This is a genomic window from Pseudomonas sp. Pc102, assembly GCF_018408275.1.
In the GTDB taxonomy this organism is placed as follows: Bacteria; Pseudomonadota; Gammaproteobacteria; order Pseudomonadales; family Pseudomonadaceae; genus Metapseudomonas; species Metapseudomonas tohonis.
Genome location: NZ_AP021905.1, coordinates 5431580 through 5452857 on the forward strand (window position 1 = coordinate 5431580; position 21278 = coordinate 5452857).

The following is a 21278-nucleotide window of genomic DNA, read 5'->3' on the forward strand; positions in this document are numbered from 1 at the left end:
TGCGCGAAGGGAGAACAGCCATGAGAAACCCCATCGGAACCCCACTGCCGCTCAGCGGAGTGGTACTTGGCGCGCTGCTCATCGCAGCGCCCTGGGCCCAGGCCGCCGAACCGGCCAAGGAGCTCAAGGAAACCAAGAACTACACCGTCACCAGCGCGCCGGTGGACCAGCTGCACCTGGACGCGCCCACGCTGCCCGACCTCTCCGGCTATACCGCCCAGGCGGTGGAAGCGAAGATCGACCGCTCGAAACAGGGCAAGGTCGTGGTGCGGCGCATGCTGCAACAGGACGCCCTGAAGGACTTCATCGGCGGCAACGAGCGCATGCGCGAATGGGTCACCCGCCAGCGCGGCATGCCCCAGGCGATCTTCATCGAGGGCGGCCACGTCACCCCCGCCGACATCGCCAGGGCCCTGCCCGACAGCCAGTTCAGCGAGACCGAGCCGGGCGTGTACATCGCCCGCCTGCCCGTGGTGGTGGCCCAGGACGCGAACCTCGAGATCGGCAAGGACACCAAGGACTTCCGCCTCTCCCAGGAGCGCGGCGCCTTCCTGGTCAACGACGGCAAGCTGTTCATCACCGGCACCCGGCTGTCCGCCTGGCGCGAGCAGGACAAGACGCCGGCGACCTTCCGCACGCCCGACGAATTCCGCCCCTTCCTAGTCTCCTGGGGCGGCAGCGAGCTGTACATCGTCGGCAGCACCGTCACCAGCCTCGGCTACAACAACTCCAAGTCCTACGGCGTCTCCATCACCCAGTACACCCCCGGCATGCACGCGCGCCTCAAGCGCCCGGAACCCACCGGCTGGCTGGTGGATTCGGAGTTCGTCGACCACTGGTACGGCTTCTACTGCTACGAGGCCCGCGATGTGGTGATCAAGGGCAACACCTACCGCGACAACATCGTCTACGGCATCGACCCGCACGACCGTTCCCACGGCCTGATCATCGCCGAGAACACCGTGTTCGGGACCAAGAAGAAGCACGGGATCATCATCTCCCGCGAGGTGGACGACAGCTGGATCATCAACAACAAGACCTACGACAACAAACTCTCGGGCATCGTCATCGACCGTAACTCGGTCAACAACCTGGTGGCCTACAACGAGGTCTACCAGAACCATGCCGACGGCATCACCCTGTACGAGAGCTCCAACAACCTGTTGTGGGGCAACAAGATCGTCAACAACCAGCGCCACGGCATCCGCCTGCGCAACAGCGTGAACATCCGCCTGTACGAGAACCTCGCCATCGCCAACGGGCTGACCGGCGTGTACGGGCACATCAAGGACCTGTCCGATACCGACCGCGACATCGAGCTCGACCCCTTCGACACCAAGGTCTCGATGATCGTGGTCGGCGGCAAGCTCGCCGGTAACGGCTCCAGCCCGCTGTCCATCGACTCGCCGCTCTCCGTGGAGCTCTACCGCGTGGAGATGCTCGCCCCGAGCAAGTCCACCGGCATCAGCTTCGCCGGCGTGCTGGGCGAGAAACAGGAAGAAATCCTCGACCTCATGGTGCGCCGCAAGAAAGCGGTGCTCATCGACCCCGTCGAAAGCCAGGCCGAACTCCAGGATTGAGGCAACAGATCATGCACAAGAACAGCACCCGTTGGTTCGCCCCCTCCGCCCTGGCCGCCGCCCTGCTGGCCGGCGCCCACACCGCCCAGGCGGCCGAACCGCAGTACAGCGTGCAGCGCACCGGTCCGCTGTGCGCCACGGCGCAGAACCCGAACACCTACAACACCAAGTACCTGAGCTTCTTCACCGCCCTGGTGCAGGCCAAGGACGACTGGTTGTTCCGCTCGCGCAACGACCTGCGCACCGACTTCGGCACCACCCCCTACGGCTACAGCGAGTTCAAGCGCCTGCGTGACGCGCTCAAGGCCAAGGGCATCGAGCTGATGGTGGTCTACCAACCCACCCGCGGGCTGATCAACCGCGAGAAGCTGACCGAGGAAGAAAAGGCCCGCTTCGACTTCGAGCTGGCGAAGAAGAACTACCTCAAGACGGTGGAAGACTTCCGCAAGACCGGCATCTGGGTCACCGACCTCTCGCCGCTGTTCGACGAGAAGGGCGTGGACACCGACTACTACTTCAAGGCCGACCACCACTGGACGCCGGCCGGCGCCGACCGCACCGCCAAGCTGGTGGCCGAGACACTGAAGGAGATGCCCGGCTTCGCCGACATCCCCAAGAAGGAGTTCTCCAGCAAGGTCGTCGGCCTGCTGCCCAAGGCCGGCACCCTGCACAAGACCGCCGGCCAGCTGTGCGGCACCACCTACGCCACCCAGTACGTCGACCGCTACGAGACCGAAGCCTCGGGCGAGGCCGGCGGCGACAGCCTGTTCGGCGACGAGTCGAACCCGCAGATCGTCCTGGTGGGCACCAGTAACAGCGGCCCGGCGTACAACTTCGGTGGCTTCCTGCAGCAGCACAGCGGCGCCGAGGTGCTCAACATGGCGGTCAGCGGCGGCGGCTTCGACAGCGCCCTGCTGCAGTACATGAGCAGCAAGGAATTCCACGAGAACCCGCCGAAGATCATCGTCTGGGAATTCGCCACCCACTACGACATGGCGCAGAAGAGCTTCTACCGCCAGGCCGTGCCGCTGGTTGACAACGGCTGCGAAGGCCGGAAGGCAGTGATGCACAACAAGGTGAAGATGAAGCCCGGCGCCAACGAAGTCTTCGTCAACGGCCAGAACGCGCCGGTGAAAGACATCCGTAGTGGCGACTACCAGGTCGACCTGACCTTCAGCGACCCGTCCGTGCACGAGTCCAAGGCCACCATCTGGTACCTCAACGGCCGCCGCGAGAACTTCAAGATCGAGCAGAGCGACCGCGTCGACACCGGTGGTCGCTATGTCTTCGAACTGCGCGACGACCCCGATTGGCGGGACCTGAACGTCCTCGCCCTGGAAATCCACAGCCCCGAAGAAATGCCGGAGAACCTCAGCGTCGACGTGACCCTGTGCAAGCGACCCGGCAACGGCGGCGACACCCTCACGGCCAAGGCCGAGTGAGGAAGGAGGTCCCCATGAAGCATCCACTCAGCCTGCTCGCACCCTGCCTGCTCGGCGGCTGCCTGCTCGTCGGCCAGGCGAGTGCCGCCGACCTGGTGCCGCCACGCGGCTACTACGCACCGGTGGATATCGACGACAAGAAGCCCGAGGCCTGCAAGGCGCCGCCGCAGCCGTACACGGCCAAGCTCGACTTCCGCAGCAAGTACGAAGGCTCGGACAAGGCCCGCGCGACCCTCAACCCGGAAGCCGAGAAGGCCTTCCGCGAGAAGACCGCCGACATCACCGAGATGGAGCGCGGCGTCAACAAGATGGTCATGGTCTACATGCGCGAAGGGCAGCGTCCGCAGCTCGAATGCGCCCTGCAGTGGATGACCAGCTGGGCCCAGGCCAACGCCCTGCTCAGCACCGAGTACAACCACACCGGCAAGTCGATCCGCAAATGGGCGCTGGGCAGCCTGTCCTCCGCCTACCTGCGGCTGAAGTTCTCCGACAGCCACCCGCTGGACGCCTACAAGAGCCAGACCCAGGTCATCGAATCCTGGTTCTCGCGCCTGGCCGACCAGACGGTGCACGACTGGAGCGGCCTGCCGCTGAAGAAGATCAACAACCACTCCTACTGGGCCGCCTGGTCGGTGATGGCCACCGCCGTCGCCACCAACCGCCGCGACCTGTTCGACTGGTCGGTGGACCAGTTCCGCGTCGCCGCCAGCCAGGTCGACCAGGACGGCTTCCTGCCCAACGAGCTCAAGCGCCGGCAACGCGCCCTCGCCTACCACAACTACAGCCTGCCGCCGCTGGCGATGATCGCCGCGTTCGCCCAGGCCAACGGCGTGGACCTGCGCGAGGAGAACAACGGTGCCCTGCGCCGCCTCGGCGAGAAGGTCATCGCCGGCGTCGACGACCAGGAGCCCTTCGACGACAGGACCGGCGAGGACCAGGACATGGACGAACTGGGGAAACACGCCAAGTTCGCCTGGCTCGAGCCCTGGTGCGCCCTCTACGGCTGCAAGCCCGACACCGTGCAGTGGAAGGACTCCATGGGCCCCTACAAGACCTTCCGCCTGGGCGGCGACATCACCCAGGTCTTCCACCCGAAGAAGGAGGGCGGCAGCGGTAGCTGATGCAGCGCCCTCCCCTTCCGGGGAGCGCCTTTGGGAATCAACCGACCGCGCAGCAGACGCGGCGGCGCAAGGATTTGAACGCCACACCCTGGGGAGGGAATGGCGGGTCGCACACCGGGCTGGAACGTCCGGCGGCGGCCCAGAAAGTTGACGTACAAGTGGAGAGACTCGGATGGTCTTTTCTTCAAACGTGTTCCTGTTCCTGTTCCTGCCGATCTTCCTCGGCTTGTACTACCTGGTCGGGACGCGCTATCGAAACCTGCTGCTGCTCGTCGCCAGCTACGTGTTCTACGCCTGGTGGCGGATCGACTTCCTCGCGCTGTTCGCGGCGGTCACGGTGTTCAACTACTGGATCGGCCTGCGCATAGGCGCCGCCGGGGTCCGCACGAAGACGGCGCAGAAATGGCTGATCCTCGGCGTGGTGGTCGACCTGTGCGTGCTGGGCTACTTCAAGTACGCCAACTTCGGCGTCGACAGCCTCAACGCCATCGTCACCTCGTTCGGCATGGAGCCCTTCGTCCTCACCCACATCCTGCTGCCGATCGGTATCTCGTTCTACATCTTCGAGTCCATCAGCTACATCATCGATGTGTACCGTGGCGACACCCCGGCGACCCACAACCTGATCGACTTCGCGGCCTTCGTGGCGATCTTCCCGCACCTGATCGCCGGCCCCGTGCTGCGCTTCCGCGACCTGGTCGACCAGTTCAACCACCGCACCCACACCGTCGACAAGTTCGCCGAGGGCTGCACCCGGTTCATGCAGGGCTTCATCAAGAAGGTCTTCATCGCCGACAGCATCGCGCCCATCGCCGACCACTGCTTCGCCCTCTCCGACCCGACCACGGGGGATGCCTGGCTCGGCGCGCTGGCCTACACCGCGCAGCTGTACTTCGACTTCTCCGGCTACAGCGACATGGCCATCGGCCTCGGCCTGATGATGGGCTTCCGCTTCATGGAGAACTTCAACCAGCCCTACATCAGCCAGTCCATCACCGAGTTCTGGCGGCGCTGGCACATCAGCCTCTCCACCTGGCTGCGCGACTACCTGTACATCAGCCTGGGCGGCAACCGCGGCACCACCTTCCAGACCTACCGCAACCTGTTCCTCACCATGTTGCTGGGCGGCCTGTGGCACGGCGCCAACTTCACCTACATCATCTGGGGCGCCTGGCACGGCATGTGGCTGGCGATCGAACGCGCCCTGGGCGTCGACGCCGCGCCGCGCGTGCTCAACCCGCTGCGCTGGGCCTTCACCTTCCTCCTGGTGGTGATCGGCTGGGTGATCTTCCGCGCCGAGAACCTCGACGTCGCCTGGCGCATGTACGCCGCCATGTTCAGCTTCGGCGAACTGGGCCTCTCCGAGCTCAACCGCGCCCAGCTGACCAGCCTGCAGATCGCCACCCTGGTGCTGGCCTACGTGGTGCTGGCCATCTTCGGCATCCGCCAGTTCTACACCAAGCCCCTGGCCGGTGCGCCCAAGGCCCGTGCCGAGGAACACATCGACGCCAACGGCCCGGCCACCGCCCAGCCGCGCACCCAGCAGGGCGGCGCCAATGACCCGGCGGCCATCGCCTACTCGCCGAGCGGCGGCCTGGTCTGGCAGCAGGCCTGGATGACCCAGCTGCCGATGCTGGCGACCCGCATCGCCCTGCTGGTGCTGTTCGCCGCCTCGATCCTGAAGCTCTCGGCGCAGAGCTTCTCCCCCTTCCTCTACTTCCAGTTCTGAGGAGCGCGACCATGAGCAGAACTGCCAACACCCTCTACATCGTCGTCTTCGCCGGCATGCTGCTGGCCCTGAGCCTGTGGTCCCTGCGCGGCATCGTCGGCTTCAGCGTCGCCAAGGAGACCACCGTGCTCAACGGCAAGCTGGCCCATGCCTTCGAGAAGCACTACGACGACCAATTCCCGATCAAGCAGATCGGCACCAACCTCTGGGCGCTGGTGGACTTCGGCCTGTTCGGCGAAGGCCGCCAGGGCGTGGTCATCGGCAAGGACGGCTGGCTGTTCTCCGACGAGGAGTTCGACCCCGTCGCCGACGGCAACCGCCACCTGCAGGAGAACCTGGCAATGATCCAGGGCGTGCGCGACGAGCTGGCCAACCGGGGCGTGACCCTGGTGCTGGCGATCGTGCCGTCCAAGTCGCGCCTGTACCCCGAGTACACCGGCGATGCCCGCCCCACCGCCCTGCGCCAGGACCTCTACGCCCAGTTCCGCGGTGCCGCGCGCAAGGCCGGGATCATCGCCCCGGACCTGCTCGGCACCCTGGAGCAGGCCAAGAGCGACGGCCAGGTCTTCCTGCGCACCGACACCCACTGGACGCCCCTGGGCGCCGAGGTGGTGGCCAACGCCCTGGGCGAGACCGTGCGCAGTGCGGCGCCGCTCTCGGGCGACGCCCAGGAGTACGTCACCGAGGCGGTGAAGAACGAGGACTACAAGGGCGACCTGACCCGCTTCCTGCCCCTGGACCCGATGTTCGAGAACCTGATGCCGGCCCCCGACAAATTGCAGAAACGCGAGACCCGGGCCGCGGTCGAAGGTGAGGCCAGCGGCGACTCCCTGTTCGCCGACAGCACCGTTCCGGTGGTGCTGGTGGGCACCAGCTACAGCGCCAACCAGAACTGGAACTTCGCCGGTGCGCTGCGCCAGTCGCTGCAACGCGACCTGGTCAACCACGCCGAGGACGGCCACGGCCCGATCCTGCCGATGCTCAAGTACCTCAAGAGCGACGAGCTGAAGAACGCCGCTCCGCAACTGGTGATCTGGGAATTCCCCGAGCGCTACCTGCCCATGCCCAACGACCTCAGCGAGTTCGACCCGCAGTGGATCGCCGAGCTGCGCAAGGGCGGCAACCCCGGCGAGCGCCTCGCGGCCACCGCCGCCAACTGAAACCCGGCAGTGAGGGCCCGCCCCGCGAGCCCTCGACGACTGTGGCCCCACCGGGCCATTTCAAGAAAGAAAGATGGAGGAACACCATGAACCGACAGAAGAAACGTAACTGGACGTCGTACGCCTGCGCCATCGCCCTGGGCCTCGCCGCCGTGCATGCACAAGCCGACGAAGGCGGGCTCTACGGGCCCCAGGCACCCAAGGGATCGGCCTTCGTCCGCGCCTACAACGCCGGCAGCAGCGAACTCAGCGTCAACGTCGGCAACACCGCGCTGAACGATGTCGCCCCGCTCGGCTCCAGCGACTTCAAGTTCCTGCCCGCAGGCAACTACAGCGCCCAGGTCGGCGCCACCAACCTGCCGGTGAAACTGGAAGCCGACCGCTACTACACCCTGGTCAACCAGCCGGGTGCCGAACCCAAGCTGGTGGAAGAGCCGCCCTTCAAGAACAAGCAGAAGGCGCTGCTGCGGGTGCAGAACCTCTCCGACGCCAAGCTCACCCTGAAGACCGCCGACGGCAAGACCGCCGTGGTCGAGGACGTGGCCGCCCAGGGCCGTGGCGAGCGCGAGATCAACCCGGTGAAGGTCAACCTCGCCCTGTTCGACGGCACCCGCAAGGTCAGTGACCTCAAGCCCGTCTCGCTGCAGCGCGGCGAAGTCGTCTGCCTCTACATCACCGGCAGCGGCGGCAAGCTCTCCCCGGTCTGGGTCAAGCGCCCGGCCGAATCCTGATGTACCCGGCCCGGGGCTCGCGCCCCGGGCGAACGCTTCGTACCCGCCGCACGAGACAGTGGGACTACAAGACAGAAATCAGTGATCGATGTGATGAGAAACCTATCCACAACCGATGAACGATTCTAGGAGATACACCCATGATTCCTGTGATCCTCTCTGGCGGTAGCGGCTCCCGACTCTGGCCCCTTTCGCGCAAGCAATACCCCAAGCAGTTCCTGGCCCTGACCGGTGACCACACCCTGTTCCAGCAGACCCTGGAACGCCTGAACTTCGACGGCATGCAGGCCCCGGTGCTGGTGGCCAACAAGGATCACCGCTTCATCGTCCAGGAGCAGCTGGACGCCATCAACGTCACCCCGCAGGCCATGCTGCTCGAACCCTTCGGCCGCAACACCGCGCCCGCCGTCGCCATCGCCGCCATGCAGCTGCTGGCCGAAGGCCGCGACGAGCTGATGCTGGTGATGCCGGCCGACCACGTGCTGGAAGACCAGCGCGCCTTCCAGCAGGCCCTGGCCCTGGCCACCATCGCCGCCGAGAAGGGCGAGATGGTGCTGTTCGGCGTGCCCGCCCTGCGCCCCGAGACCGGCTACGGCTACATCCGTGGCAAGGATTCGGCCGGCAGCCTGCCGGACGGCATCAGCCGCGTCGCCCAGTTCGTCGAGAAGCCCGATGCCGAGCGTGCCCAGCAGTACGTGGATTCCGGCGACTACTTCTGGAACAGCGGCATGTTCCTGTTCCGCGCCAGCCGCTTCCTCGACGAGCTCAAGCACCACGACGTGGACATCTACGACACCTGCCTGCTCGCCCTGGAGCGCAGCCAGCGCGACGGCACCACGGTGACCATCGACGCCGCCACCTTCGCCTGCTGCCCGGACAACTCCATCGACTACGCGGTGATGGAAAAGACCCAGCGCGCCTGCGTGGTACCGCTCTCCGCCGGCTGGAACGACGTCGGCAGCTGGAGCTCGATCTGGGAAGTGCACGAAAAGGACAAGGACGGCAACGTCACCAAGGGCGACGTGGTGGTGCACGACAGCCGCAACTGCCTGGTACACGGCAACGGCAAGCTGGTGTCGGTGATCGGCCTGGACGACATAGTCGTGGTCGAGACCAAGGACGCCATGATGATCTCCCACCGCGACAGCGTGCAGGACGTCAAGAAGCTGGTCAACGAACTGGACGCCCAGGGTCGCAGCGAGACCCAGAACCACTGCGCCGTGTACCGCCCCTGGGGCTCGTACGACTCGGTGGACATGGGCGGCCGCTTCCAGGTCAAGCACATCACCGTCAAGCCCGGCGCGCAGCTCTCGCTGCAGATGCACCACCACCGCGCCGAGCACTGGATCGTGGTATCCGGCACCGCCGAGGTGACCTGTGACGACAAGACCTTCCTGCTCACCGAGAACCAGTCGACCTACATCCCCATGACCTCGGTGCACCGCCTGACCAACCCCGGCAAGATCCCCCTGGAGATCATCGAGGTGCAGTCCGGCAGCTACCTGGGCGAGGACGACATCGAGCGCCTGGAAGACGTCTACGGCCGCAGCGACTCCGTCACCGTGAGCCATGTGACAGCACGCTGAGCCTCCTTCCCCCATCGGGAGGCCCATTCCCCCTGTGCCAGCGGGGGAATGGCGTGCGCCAACCCAAGGGGGCCCGCCGGGCCCCCGCGCCCGGCACCTCCACCCAACCGCATCGCCCCGGCGTAATGCGCTAGCATTGAGCCCCTCCAATCCCCACGGGCGTCCCCATGCTGATCGGTGCGATCCTCACCCTGACCTGGCTGATCCTGGTCATCCGCCAACCCGCCAAGGCCCTGCCCATCTCGCTGGTCGCCGTGCTCGGCATCGGCCTGGTCGCCGCCTGGGTGCTCTGGGAAGAGCGCGTGGTGGACCGCCAGCTGGCCCTGCTCGACGTCCGCGTCGCCTACGCCCCCGACGCGTGCCCCGCCGACCGCCCGCTGCAGATCCGCGTGCACAACGGCAGCAGCACCACCCTGCTGGACCTCGCCTGGGTGATCCAGGCCTACCGTCCGGGCGACGCCATCAACCTCACCCAGTCGGCCTTCGATGCCGAACGCTCACTCGGCCCGCCGCGCCTTCAGGCCGGCGCCGACTGGAGCCACTGCCTGCCCGTGCCGCCGCTGCGCAGCGGCTACCGCCCGCAGACCCTGGAGTTCCGCGCCGAGCGATTACATGGCAGATTCGCTGACTGATACGCGAACCGCCGTCCCGCCTCCATCACAACAAGACCAACAAGGAACCCAGCAATGAGCCAACCCGTCGCCCTCATCACCGGCTGCTCCAGTGGCATCGGCCGCGCCCTGGCCGATGCCTTCAAGCAGGCCGGCTACAGCGTCTGGGCCTGCGCGCGCAAGGCCAATGACGTCGACGCCCTGAACGTCGCCGGCTTCACCGGCGTGCAGCTGGACGTCAACGACGAGGCCGCGGTGGCGCAGCTGGGCGAGCGCCTGCAACGGGAGATCGGCCGCCTCGACGTGCTGGTCAACAACGCCGGCTACGGCGCCATGGGCCCGCTGCTCGACGGCGGCACCGACGCCCTGCGCCGGCAGTTCGAGACCAATGTCTTCTCCCTCATCGGCCTGACCCGCGCCTGCTTCCCCGTGCTGCGCGCCAGTCGCGGCCTGGTGGTCAACATCGGCAGCGTCTCCGGCGTGCTGGTCACCCCCTTCGCCGGCGCCTACTGCGCCTCCAAGGCCGCCGTGCACGCCCTCTCCGACGCCCTGCGCCTGGAACTCGCCCCCTTCGGCATCGACGTGATGGAAGTGCAACCCGGCGCCATCGCCTCCAGCTTCGGCGCCAACGCCAGCCGCGAGGCCGAGGCCGTGATCGCCGAAGGCTCGCCCTGGTGGCCGATCCGCGACGGCATCCGCGCCCGTGCCAAGGCCTCCCAGGACAACCCCACCCCCGCCACCGAATTCGCCCGCGACCTGCTCGCCGCCGCCCAGCGCCACCCGCGTCCACGCCTGCTGCGCCTGGGCAACGGCAGCCGTGCCCTGCCGCTGCTCGCCGCGCTGCTGCCCAAGGGCCTGCTGGAGTCGGTGCTGAAGAAGCGCTTCGGCCTCGACGTCGCCCTGGAGCGCCCGTGAACGACCCGCGCCCCGCCTTCCCGATGCGCTACGCCATCGGCGGCGTCGTGCTGGCGATGGCGCTCAACCTCGCCCTGCGCAGCCTGGTCAAGGTCGGCGGCCTGCTCGCCACCCTGATCATCGCCGGCGCCGTCGCCCTGCTGCTCGCCGGGGCCTTCCGCCTCATCCAGCGCCGCGCGCCCAGCCGCGGCGAGGCCTGGCGCATCCTCCTCGGCTACGGCGCCCTGCTCGGCGTCCTCTACCTCGGCCTGCTCGGCATGATGACCCTGCAGGACCAACCCAGCCCCATGGCCGTCTTCCTGTTCTTCCTGCACTACCTCTGCTACCCCGTCCTCGCCTGGCTCACCCTCCCCCCCGCCGCTGACCCCGCGCCGTTGGGCCTCGCTGCGCTCGGCGCCAACCTACGTCCATCCCTCCACGGGCTTCACCGTTGCGTAGGGTGAGTGCCGCTCTTCGCATCCACCAACGGGCTCTTCCCGAGCATCACGGCCTCAGGCTATAAACGCGACCTGCCGGCAAGCCCGTCGGTGGACAAGGAGCGGCAAAATGCAGGGAAGACTGACGGCGCTGGCGCTGGTGGCCGCGATGCTCGCGGGGTGCGATGCCATTGTCACAGTGGAAGGCACCATCGAACCCCGGTTGTTCGCGCGCTCCACATGCGAGTCCTTCATTCGAAACTCGACGGGGAAGTCATCCTCGTCAGAGATCCATGAGGCCACCTTTTACGACGGCATGATGGTGTCGCCATTCGGCTCCGACCTGTACACCGTCCGCGTCGACTGCAAGGCCCACGACGGCACGCTGCTGGCCAGCCGCCAGGAGATCGTGACCCTCGGTGACGACGCCTCGACGCTCTACATGGGCCTGATCAGCACGGAGCCACGCAAGGGACGGAGCCACGAGCCCGAGTGGGTCATCGCCGAGAAGGCACCGCCACCGCCGCCCGACCCCACCTGCCCTCGCCGTGAGTCACCGAGCGCCTACACCCAGGCATTCGCAGCCATCGAGCAACGCCTCGCCGAGGATGGCCAGCAGAAGGTCGCGATGAAGCGCCTGAACAGGCTGGCCCACCGTAATGGCTGGCTGCTGGTGGAGGCCGAATACGAGCGCCTTGGTCCCATGAGCTTCCTCCTCGAGCCCGCCGGCCAAGGCTACTCGGTGGCGAGCTATTACGTCGGCGCCACCCCGAAAGGCCAGCGCTACGCGCTGATCCATGAGCTGTTCCTGCGCGAAGCCCCCCAGGTGCCGCCCGACCTGCTCGCCTGCCTGCTGGACTGAGCTCTCCTCCAAGGCACGCCCCGTAGGTTGGCCCGGGCGGCGCTCCGCTGAGGCACGAAGCCGAACGCAGCGATCCCGCCCCCCCGCCCGTTGGGCCTCGCTGCGCTCGGCGCCAACCTACGTCCATCCCTCCACGGGCTTCACCGGTGTGTAGGGTGGATGCCGCTCTTTGCATCCACCATGCGATGCCCGGTCAAGCACCGCTGGGAAGCCGCCCCCACTAGAATCCTCCCTCTCACCAAAGGAACGGACACCATGCACCTGCGCCCCCTCGAACTGCCCCGCGATGCCAAAGCCCTGAGTGCCTTCGAGGCCGGCTACGACACCTCTGTCATCTACCGCGTGGAGCGGCAGGACCTGGCCTTTGCACTGGTCGAGGAACGCCGCGCCGAGCCCTTTCGCAAGCGCTACGACGCCGAGGGGTTCGCCGAGGATGTGGAGAACGCGGACTTCACCGTCGCCGCCGAAGCTGCGGACGGCAGCCTGGCCGGGTTCGCCTGCGTGCGACTGGACGAGTGGAACCGCAGCGCCGAGTTGAGCGCGCTGTTCGTCGCGCCGGCCTGCAAGGGCCGGGGACTGGGCCGGCGGTTGCTGGACCAGGCCACGGCGTTCGCCCGCAGCAGCGGCGCGCGCTGCCTGTGGCTGGAGACCCAGAGCAGCAACCACCCCGCCATCGGCTTCTACCTGAAATCCGGCTTCGCCTTCAGCGGCCTGAACACCGCGCTCTATGACCCGCGCGAGACCGCGCCCGAGGAAGTCGCACTGTTCTTCAGCCAGCCCCTGGAGACCTGAAAAACGTTGGAACCGTCGCCCTCCCCGCCTCACTAAAAAGAGAACTAGGGGGGATCCGATGGACTATCTCGACCTGCTGCAATGGCCGGCCATGCTGGTCACCGTGGCCGCCGCCTGGCTGATCGGCTCGAAGCAGCCGACACGACGCCACCTGGGTTTCTGGGTGTTCCTGGCCAGCAACGCGCTGTGGATAACCTGGGGCCTGCATGCCCAGGCCTGGGCGCTGATCGTGCTGCAACTGTGCCTGGCAGCGATGAACATGCGCGGGGCGAAGAAGGCCGACGAAGCGAGCTAGACGCTGCCTTCGCGCTCCACCGCCAGGATGCGCGCCACCCCGCGGGGGTGCGCCACGTGCTCGCAACCGGGCCCTGCATGGAACAGGTCGCCCACGCCCAGCAGCACCGCGTGTTCCTCGCCGCCCTCGCGGTAGCGCATCTCCACCTCGCCATCGAGCACCACGAAGACTTCGCTGCCGTCGTTGACGTGCCAGATGTACGGCTGGTCGGTCCAGTGCAGGCGCACCGTGGTGCCGTCGAGGTTGGCGATGTCCAGCGCGCCCCAGGCACGCTCGGCGGTGAACGCGCGACTGCGGACCACGCGCTGGCTCATGCGCGGCTCCCCAGGGGCGCGGCGGCCACCGGCGTCTTCGGCTTGCGGAACACCAGCAGGTTGCCGGCCATCACCAGTACCAGGCCGAGCAGCGCCGGGGCGGTCCAGGCATAGCCTTCGGCGAAGGCCGAGATGTTCAGCGCCACCACCGGGAACAGCACCGTGCAGTAGGCCGCGCGCTCCGGCCCCATGCGCCCCACCAGGGTCAGGTAGGCGGTGAAGCCGATCACCGAGCCGGGGATCGCCAGGTACAGCAGCGAGCCGACGTAGCGCGTGTTCCACTCCATGGCGAAGGGCGTGCCGCTGACCAGGCACCCCAGGGCCAGCAGCGAGGCGCCGTAGAACATGCCCCAGGCATTGGTGGTCAGCGGCCGGTAGCCGGCCTTCTGCTGCAGGCTGGAGAGCATGTTGCCGGCGGAGAAGCACAGCGTGCCCAGCAGCGCCAGGCCGAGGCCCAGCCAGGTTTCGCGGCTGGCCTGGTGGCCGGCCAGTTCGGGCCAGAACAGCAGCGCCAGCCCGGCCAGGCCGAGCCCGCCGCCGGCCAGCACGTTGGCGGCGATGCGCTGGCCGAAGAACACCCGCGCATTCAAGGCGTTCCACAGGGTGGCGGTGGAGAACACCACGGCGATCAGCCCGCTGGGGATCCACTGGCTGGCGGTGTAGAAGCACATGAAGTTGACGCAGAACAGGCACAGACCCTGGGCCAGACAGATCGCCTGCGCGCGACCGTCGAGCTTCTGCAGGCGGCGGCTGAGCAACAGGATGGCGAACAACACCACGGCGGCCAGGGCGAAGCGGTAGGCGATGGAAACGGGAATGGCCACCTCGCCCATCTGCAGCTTGATGGCGATCCAGGTGGTGCCCCAGATCAGGACGGTGAGCAGGTACAGCGAGAGATTCATGGCGGTCATCCGGGCGGTGCGTCGTGTGGCCAGTCTCCCGCGCAGCCCGTCGGCGCGCTTGCAAAAACTTGCGCTTATCTGCGCCGCCCCGCTGCGTCGCGCGGGCGCCCGCGCTAGCATGAACACCCAAGCCCCGCGGTTGCCCCGAGCATGTCCTCACTCCTGCAGAACCAGGTCTTCCAGTCACTCGCCAGCTCGCCCCATGCCCGTCTTGAGCATGCCGCCGAACTGGGCGATGGCATGGGCGCGGCGCTGTGGAGCAACCACCACGACGCCCGCGACTACCAGGGCACCCGCCTGCACACGCTGTCGTGCTACCTGGCCGGCGGCACCGGCACCTTCCGCCGCGAGCGCCCGGACACCAAGGGCGCCCCCGACAAGCTGTGCATCCTCCCTGCCGGGCACGAGTCCTCCTGGGTGATCAACGGCGAGATCCGCCTGGCGCACCTGTACATCGCCCCGGCGCAATTCGCCCACGCCGCCGTGACCCTGCTGGACCGCGAACCGCGCGAGCTGGAGATGCGCGAAGCGACCTTCCTCGACGACGCCGAGCAGGCCGCACGCTTCCACCGCCTGATCCGCCTGGACTGGAACGAACCCGGCGAGCGCATGCTCACCAGCAGCCTCGCCCACGAGATGCTCGGCCACACCCTGCTCACCCAGGTCGGCCTGCGCCAGGGCCCGCAGCTCAAGGGCGGCCTCGCCCCGGCCGTGCGCAAGCGGCTGATGGACTACATCGACGAACACCTGGCCGAGCCGCTGAGCCTGGGCGAACTGGCGGCCTTCTCGGCGCTCTCGGAATACCACTTCGCGCGGATGTTCCGCGAAAGCTTCGGCCTGCCGCCGCACCAGTACGTCCTCGCCCGCCGCCTGGCCCACGCCCGCCACCTGCTGGCCCGCACCGCCCTGCCCCTGGGCGACGTCGCCCTCGCCTGCGGCTTCGCCAGCGCCAGCCACTTCAGCAACCGCTTCCGCAGCGCGGTCGGTGGTACGCCCGGTGAATACCGGGCAGCGATGGGGTGAGTGATGAGCCTCCTTGTGACACCGAGGTGATGGGTTTCGCGGGGCTCTACCCATCCTACGGGTGCCACGTAATACGGCGCGCGCATCGAAGAAGACGCCCCATCCACTGAGCGATGAAGGGACGCCGCCGGGCGAATGAATTCGCCCCTACAACGAGATCATTGCCCCCCGCATGCCGGCACGGCTTCGCAACGGCCGCCGGCCTTGGCTCCGGCACCCAGCGGCGCGGCCATGCGCGCATCGTCGGGAGCCAGTTGGCGGGCGCAGGCGCGGGCCTGCTCGGCCTGGCCCGGGCAGCCGCGCTCGGCCAGCAGCTCGGAGAGGTTGAACCAGCCCAGGGCGTAGTCCGGCTTGCGGGTGATGCTCTGGCGCAGGGCCTTCTCCGCGCCCTCGCGGTCGCCCTCGGTGTAGCGCGCGTTGGCCAGGGCGAACAACGGCAAGGGCTCGCGGTACCAGTGCCCGGAAGCCGTGAGATAGGCCCGTTCGGCACGCTCGCGCTGGCCGGTCTGTTCCAGGTCGCTGGCGCCCTGCATCCAGGCCTCCAGGCGCGGCTCGGCCGGCAGTTGCTCGGGGGCAGGGTCACCACGGCCCAGCGCTCGGCGCGCGCCCAGGTGCGATCGAAACTGCGCAGGTCGGTGACCCAGCGCCGTGTGGTGGCCGAGCGCAGCACCAGCTCGTCCTTGGCGCGGTCGTAGCCGACCACCACCGCGAAGTGCCATTGCGGGTACCAGTCGAGGCCGAGGTTCTGCATCACCAGCACCGGGTTGCCCGCCGCCACCTGGGCCAGCAGGGCATCCAGGCTGTGTTGCAGCGGGTAGACCAGCATGCCGCTCTGCCGCGCTGCGGCCACCAGTTCCAGCTTGAGGCTGCCGCGCCGCTCGGGCAGGTAGACCTTGGGCACCAGCGCCTCCGGCGAGGTCGCCACGCCGCGGTGCACCAGCACCGTGGCCAGCGCAGCCGGGCCGCACTGGTAGTCCTCCTGCGGGTAGAAGGGCACGTCCGCCAGCTCGATGCGCTCGGGCAGCCGCTCGCTCTGCGGGGGCAGCAGCGGGCCGCTGGCGCAACCGGTGAGCAGTACGGCCAGGGCGAGGAGCCCCGGCCGCAGCACGCGCATCAACGGATGCACTTGATGAAGCTGAAGATGTCCGTGGCGCAGAGCATGTCGGTGATGATGAAGATCACCAGGAACAGCACGATGATGCCGACCACGCCGGCGCCGGCGGGCTCCTGCTGCAGCTGCTGGTTGAACTGCGCCAGCTCGGCCGGGGTGAGGCTGTTGATGCGCGCCTCCACCTGCTCGCGGGGCACGCCGTATTCCTGCAGCTTCTTCTGCACGTCCTGGTTGTCGAGCATGCCGCGCAGCTGCGCGCGGTCGACCTGTTGCTGCTGTTCCTGCAACGCCTGGGGCGTGCCGATCATGGCGGCCTGGGCCAGCGGCACCTGGGCGAAGAAGGTGAGTTGGCTGGCGACCAGCACGGCGGCGAGTCGGCGATGGGTGGCGGGACTGAGCATGGTGGTTCTCCTGGATCGAGTTGTTGTGATCGATTGACCCGCGCCTCGCTTCCCGGGTTCCACCCGCCGATTGCGCAACGGCCACGGCACAAATAGAATGCGAAGCATTCCTATTTGATCCATTCCCGAATCCCCCTTCCGGAGCCCTCCTTGACCAGCAGCCAGGCCGCCCCCGAGCAGGCGTTGCACAAGCTCTACAGCGACCACAGCGGCTGGCTCCGGCACTGGCTGCAACGCAAGCTCGGCTGCCCGCAGAGTGCCGCCGACCTGGCCCAGGACACCTTCCTCAAGGTGCTGCTGGGGCGCGAGGCGCACCGCATCCTCGAACCCCGGGCCTTCCTCACGACCCTCGCCAAGCGCGTGCTGGCCAACCACTACCGTCGCCAGGACATCGAGCGCGCCTACCTGCTGGCCCTCGCCGCGCTGCCGGAGGACGAGGCCCCCAGCGAGGAGGCCCGCGCCATCATCCTGGAGACCCTGGTGGAGCTGGACCGCCTGCTCGACGGCCTGCCGCCCCAGGCCAAGCAGGTCTTCCTGCTGGCCCAGGTGGACGGCTGCACCTACGCCGAGATCGCCGAGCAGCTCGGCCTCTCCCTCTCCAGCGTCAAGCGCTACATGGCCAAGGCCGCCGAGCGCTGCTACTTCGCGGAGTGCCTCTGATGGCCCTGCGCAAGAGCGGCGAGCCACGCATCGCCCCCGCCGTCGCCGCCCAGGCGGTGCAGTGGCTGGTGGAGCTGCAGGACGGCACGCCCTCGCGCCAGCGCCAGGACGACTGGCAACGCTGGCGCGCCGCCGACCCGGAGCACGAACGCGCCTGGCAGCGCATCGAGTCGGTCAACCGGGGCCTGCGCGGGTTGAACACGCCCACCGCCCTCGCCGCCCTGGATGCCCCGGCCTCACGCGGCCGGCGCGAGGCCCTGAAGCTGCTCACCCTGCTGGTGATCGCCGGTGGTGGCGCCCTGGCGATGCGGGACAGCGCCCCGATGCTGGCGCTACGCGCCGACCAGAGCACCGCCGTGGGCGAGCGCCGCCACCTGACCCTGGACGATGGCTCGACCCTGTCGCTGAACACCGACAGCGCGCTGGACATCCGCTTCGACGCCCGCCAGCGCCTGCTGCACCTGCGCCAGGGCGAGATGCTGGTGGACGCGGTGGACGAGGCACGCCCGCTGCGGGTGGAAACGCCCCAGGGTCTGGTCCTGCTCAACGGCGGTCGCCTCGCCGTGCGCCTGCAGGACAGCCGCAGCCAGGTCAGCCTGTTCGCCGGCGATGCCCAGGTGTTCAGCCATGGCCAGCGCCTGGCGTTGCACCCCGGCCAGCGCCTGGACCTGGACGCCCGTGGCAGCGGGGCGGCCCAGGCGGTGGACGAGAACAGCGTGGCCTGGATCAACGGCATGCTGGTGGCCAGTTCCATGCGCCTGGGCGACTTCCTCGCCGAACTCGGCCGCTACCGCCACGGGCGCATCGGCTGCGACCCGGCCATCGCCGACCTGCGCCTCTCCGGCACCTACCCGCTGGACCACACCGACAGCATCCTCGCCCTGCTGCCGCGCACCCTGCCGGTGGAGGTGCGCAGCGTCACCCGCTACTGGATCAGCGTGCACCCCAGGGCCGCCTCCTGAGCCGCGCACCGGCCCTGTGAAAAAAATCTCCACCGACCTGAACCTTTTTCCCGGCCTCGCGTGACAGGGAAGGCAGAACCCCCTTTCCCTCTCTCGACGAGTGCCGCCATGAACGCCGACCCGACCCTCCGCCGCTTCACCCGCACGCCCCTGGCCCGCGCCCTGCAACCGCTGCTGCTGGGCCTGAGCCTGGCCGCCGCAGGGCTGCCCACCGTCGCCGGCGCCCAGGATGCGGTGATCGGTGCCGACCAGCGCCAGGCCTTCGACATCCCGGCCGGCGCCCTGGAGCCCGCGCTCAACCGCTTCGGCCGCGAAGCCGGCGTGCTGCTGGCCTTCAGCCCGGAGCTGACCCAGGGCCGCAGCACCCAGGGCCTGAAGGGCGAGTTCGCCGTGGCCGAGGGCCTCGACCACCTGCTCGCCGGCAGCGGCCTGCGCGCCGAGTCCGCCGAAGGCGGCTTCAGCCTGCACACCGCCTCCGACGGCGCGACGCTGGAGATCGACCGCCAGGTGGTGATCGGCTCCCGCGCGCCGGTGAGCATCAGCGAGCTGCCGGGCACCGTGTGGGTAATCGACAGCCAGCAGCTGCAGGAGCAGACCAAGGCCGGCGTGCCTTTCAAGGAAGCCCTCGGCCAATTGATCCCCGGCATGGACATCGGTCCCCAGGGCCGCACCAACTACGGCCAGAACATGCGCGGCCGCAGCGCCCTGGTGATGATCGACGGCGTGTCGCTGAACAGCTCCCGGGGCATCAGCCGCCAGTTCGACTCCATCGACCCGTTCAACATCGAGCGCATCGAAGTGCTCTCCGGCGCCAGTGCCGTGTACGGCGGCGGCGCCACCGGCGGCATCATCAACATCGTCACCAAGCGCGCCGAGGCGGGCGAGGCGCGCTTCACCAGCGAAATCGGCGTGCGCAGCGGCTTCGAGACCCACCAGGACCACGACTGGCGCATGGCCCAGTCGGTCAGCGGCGGCAGCGAGCAGGTCAAGGGCCGCGTCTCGGTGGCCTACCAGAAGAACGGCGCCGCCTACGACGGCAACGGCGACCAGGTGATGCTCGACATCACCCAGACCGACCTGCAGTACAACCAGGCGGTGGACGTGATGGGCAGCCTGGACTTCGCCTTCGACAACGGCCAGACCCTGAACCTGGGCATGCAGTGGTACGACTCCGGCTACGACGGCGAGAAGGGCGTGAACCTGGGGCGCAACTTCCAGGGCCTGCGCGGCCAGACGCCCTTCGAGGTGGAAGGCGGCGCCAGCTTCGACCGCGAACCGCACACCGAGCGCCAGCAGTTCAACGCCACCTGGCACGTGCCGGAAGTGCTCGGCCACGACTTCTACCTGCAGGCCTACTACCGCAGCGAGGAAATGGCCTTCCAGCCCTACCCTTCCATCACCTTCGCCAGCGGTGCCATCGACGCCAACCGCTCCTACTATTCCGCCTCGCAGCAGGACACCGACTTCTTCGGCCTCAAGTCCGTGCTGGTCAAGGAATGGGACCGCGTCAGCCTGACCTACGGCGCCGACTTCGAGTGGGAGAGCTTCGACTCCGACCAGGCCCTGTTCAACCTCGATACCGCCGCCAACACCGGCGGGCTGGTGGCCGACGAGTACGCCCGCGTCGGCCGCTACCCGGGCATCGACACCGACAGCAAGTCGCTGTTCGCCCAAGCCAGCTGGAAGGCCACCGACGACCTGACCCTGTCCGCCGGGGTGCGCCACCAGCGCATCGGCAACGACGTCGGCTCCTTCGTCGCCGCCGCCCAGCAGATCCAGATCAGCAAGGGCAACGGCACCAGCGCCGACGCCGTGCCCGGCGGCTCGAAGGACTACCAGGTGGACCTCTACAACGTCGGCGCCGTCTACAAGCTGAGCAAGGCGCAGCAGCTCTGGGCCAACTACTCCGAGGGCTTCGAGTTGCCCGACCCGGCCAAGTACTACGGCCAGGGCAGCTACACCCTGGTGGGCAACCACTGGACCCTGGGCCGCCACGTCAACGTCGAGGACTCGGCCCTGGACGGCATCAAGACCAAGCAGGTGGAGCTCGGCTGGCGCCACTACGCCGACGGCCTGGACGCCCAGCTGGCGGCCTTCTACGCCTGGTCGGACAAGAGCATCACCTACAACCGCACCACCCTGCTGGTGGAGCAGCTGGACAACAAGAAGCGCAACTACGGCCTGGAGGGCCAGGCCACCTACTGGCTGGACGACAACTGGCAGATCGGCACCAGCGCCCTGGCCATCCGCTCCCAGCAGAAGATCGCCCAGCGCTGGCAGAAGCAGGACGTCACCGCCGCCAGCCCATCCAAGCTCACCGCCTTCGCCGGCTGGCAGGACGGCGAGACCAGCCTGCGCCTGCAGGCCGTGCGCAGCTTCAACCTCAGCGACGACGGCAACGTCCTGGCCAGCGGCACCTTCGACGGCAACGACCACAGGATCGACGGCTACACCACCTTCGACCTGCTGGGCAGCCAGGCGCTGCCGGTGGGCACGCTGAATTTCGGCATCCAGAACCTGCTGGACAAGGACTACACCACAGTCTGGGGCCAGCGCGCCCAGGTGTTCTACGGCACCAACGCCACCGCCGACCTGTTCGACTACCACGGCCGTGGCCGCACCTACAGCCTGAGCTACAGCGTCGAGTTCTGAGCCGCCTGGCCCC

19 protein-coding genes and 2 pseudogenes are annotated in these 21278 nt (G+C 68.0%); 17 read left to right on the forward strand and 4 right to left on the reverse strand.

Translation table 11 applies throughout. The features are described from left to right. Positions 1-20: 20 nt before the first annotated feature. From algG to PHLH3_RS24885, 13 genes and pseudogenes are all read left to right on the forward strand, one after another. Positions 21-1580, forward strand: a complete 1560-nt coding sequence (gene algG / locus PHLH3_RS24825) for a mannuronan 5-epimerase AlgG (protein WP_213626168.1) — start codon at positions 21-23, stop codon at positions 1578-1580. 11 nt (positions 1581-1591) lie between these two features. Continuing rightward, positions 1592-3022 carry an alginate O-acetyltransferase gene (locus tag PHLH3_RS24830; protein WP_213626169.1) on the forward strand — a complete coding sequence of 477 codons (1431 nt, stop codon included), beginning with the start codon at positions 1592-1594 and terminating at the stop codon, positions 3020-3022. A 14-nt stretch (positions 3023-3036) separates the two neighbouring features. Next, the gene (locus tag PHLH3_RS24835; RefSeq protein ID WP_173172768.1) at positions 3037-4143 is read left to right on the forward strand and encodes a mannuronate-specific alginate lyase; all 1107 of its coding nucleotides are present in this window, start codon (positions 3037-3039) and stop codon (positions 4141-4143) included. 172 nt (positions 4144-4315) lie between these two features. Then, the gene (locus tag PHLH3_RS24840; protein ID WP_173172765.1) at positions 4316-5872 is read left to right on the forward strand and encodes an MBOAT family protein; all 1557 of its coding nucleotides are present in this window, start codon (positions 4316-4318) and stop codon (positions 5870-5872) included. Between the two features lie 11 nt (positions 5873-5883). Beyond that, positions 5884-7032: an alginate O-acetyltransferase gene (locus tag PHLH3_RS24845; RefSeq protein WP_213626170.1), complete on the forward strand. Its 1149-nt coding sequence runs from the start codon at positions 5884-5886 to the stop codon at positions 7030-7032. 86 nt (positions 7033-7118) lie between these two features. Then, positions 7119-7763, forward strand: coding sequence for an alginate O-acetyltransferase AlgF (locus PHLH3_RS24850; RefSeq protein WP_173172761.1), 645 nt, complete (start codon positions 7119-7121; stop codon positions 7761-7763). Positions 7764-7903: 140 nt separating this feature from the next. Then, the gene (locus tag PHLH3_RS24855; protein WP_213626171.1) at positions 7904-9349 is read left to right on the forward strand and encodes a mannose-1-phosphate guanylyltransferase/mannose-6-phosphate isomerase; all 1446 of its coding nucleotides are present in this window, start codon (positions 7904-7906) and stop codon (positions 9347-9349) included. Positions 9350-9516: 167 nt separating this feature from the next. Further along, a complete protein-coding gene (locus PHLH3_RS24860) occupies positions 9517-9981 on the forward strand; it encodes a multidrug transporter (protein WP_173172757.1) in 465 nt (154 codons plus the stop codon). A gap of 54 nt (positions 9982-10035) precedes the next feature. Further along, entirely contained in the window at positions 10036-10875 is an 840-nt protein-coding gene (locus tag PHLH3_RS24865; RefSeq protein WP_213626172.1) for an SDR family oxidoreductase, read from the forward strand. Between the two features lie 23 nt (positions 10876-10898). Then, positions 10899-11219: pseudogene (locus tag PHLH3_RS24870) on the forward strand (hypothetical protein); the annotation flags it as partial. Positions 11220-11421: 202 nt separating this feature from the next. Beyond that, positions 11422-12153, forward strand: coding sequence for a hypothetical protein (locus tag PHLH3_RS24875; protein ID WP_213626173.1), 732 nt, complete (start codon positions 11422-11424; stop codon positions 12151-12153). A 255-nt stretch (positions 12154-12408) separates the two neighbouring features. After that, a complete protein-coding gene (locus PHLH3_RS24880) occupies positions 12409-12945 on the forward strand; it encodes a GNAT family N-acetyltransferase (RefSeq protein WP_213626174.1) in 537 nt (178 codons plus the stop codon). A 58-nt stretch (positions 12946-13003) separates the two neighbouring features. Continuing rightward, positions 13004-13240, forward strand: coding sequence for a hypothetical protein (locus PHLH3_RS24885; protein ID WP_213626175.1), 237 nt, complete (start codon positions 13004-13006; stop codon positions 13238-13240). On the opposite strand, the gene PHLH3_RS24890 is transcribed toward PHLH3_RS24885, so the two are convergent. Beyond that, a complete protein-coding gene (locus tag PHLH3_RS24890) occupies positions 13237-13554 on the reverse strand; it encodes a cupin (protein ID WP_213626176.1) in 318 nt (105 codons plus the stop codon). The genes PHLH3_RS24885 and PHLH3_RS24890 overlap by 4 nt on opposite strands. Then, positions 13551-14456, reverse strand: coding sequence for a DMT family transporter (locus PHLH3_RS24895; protein ID WP_213626177.1), 906 nt, complete (start codon positions 14454-14456; stop codon positions 13551-13553). The genes PHLH3_RS24890 and PHLH3_RS24895 overlap by 4 nt, the downstream gene beginning before the upstream one ends. Before the next feature lie 150 nt (positions 14457-14606). Here PHLH3_RS24895 and PHLH3_RS24900 point away from each other — a divergent pair, with 150 nt between their 5' ends. Continuing rightward, positions 14607-15479 carry an AraC family transcriptional regulator gene (locus PHLH3_RS24900; protein ID WP_173172747.1) on the forward strand — a complete coding sequence of 291 codons (873 nt, stop codon included), beginning with the start codon at positions 14607-14609 and terminating at the stop codon, positions 15477-15479. Positions 15480-15637: 158 nt separating this feature from the next. Here PHLH3_RS24900 and PHLH3_RS24905 read toward each other — a convergent pair. Then, a pseudogene (locus PHLH3_RS24905) lies at positions 15638-16593 on the reverse strand (PA2778 family cysteine peptidase). Continuing rightward, positions 16593-16991, reverse strand: a complete 399-nt coding sequence (locus PHLH3_RS24910; RefSeq protein WP_173172743.1) for a PA2779 family protein — start codon at positions 16989-16991, stop codon at positions 16593-16595. Before PHLH3_RS24910 ends, PHLH3_RS24905 begins: the two are co-directional and overlap by 1 nt. Positions 16992-17141: 150 nt before the next feature. On the opposite strand from PHLH3_RS24910, the gene PHLH3_RS24915 reads away from it, so the two are divergent. The 3 genes from PHLH3_RS24915 (at position 17142) to PHLH3_RS24925 (ending at position 21265) form a co-directional block, all read left to right on the forward strand. Continuing rightward, positions 17142-17651 carry a sigma-70 family RNA polymerase sigma factor gene (locus tag PHLH3_RS24915; protein ID WP_213626178.1) on the forward strand — a complete coding sequence of 170 codons (510 nt, stop codon included), beginning with the start codon at positions 17142-17144 and terminating at the stop codon, positions 17649-17651. Continuing rightward, positions 17651-18613 carry a FecR domain-containing protein gene (locus PHLH3_RS24920; protein WP_213626179.1) on the forward strand — a complete coding sequence of 321 codons (963 nt, stop codon included), beginning with the start codon at positions 17651-17653 and terminating at the stop codon, positions 18611-18613. Before PHLH3_RS24915 ends, PHLH3_RS24920 begins: the two co-directional genes overlap by 1 nt. A 108-nt stretch (positions 18614-18721) precedes the next feature. After that, entirely contained in the window at positions 18722-21265 is a 2544-nt protein-coding gene (locus PHLH3_RS24925) for a TonB-dependent receptor (RefSeq protein WP_244862937.1), read from the forward strand. Positions 21266-21278: the final 13 nt, after the last annotated feature.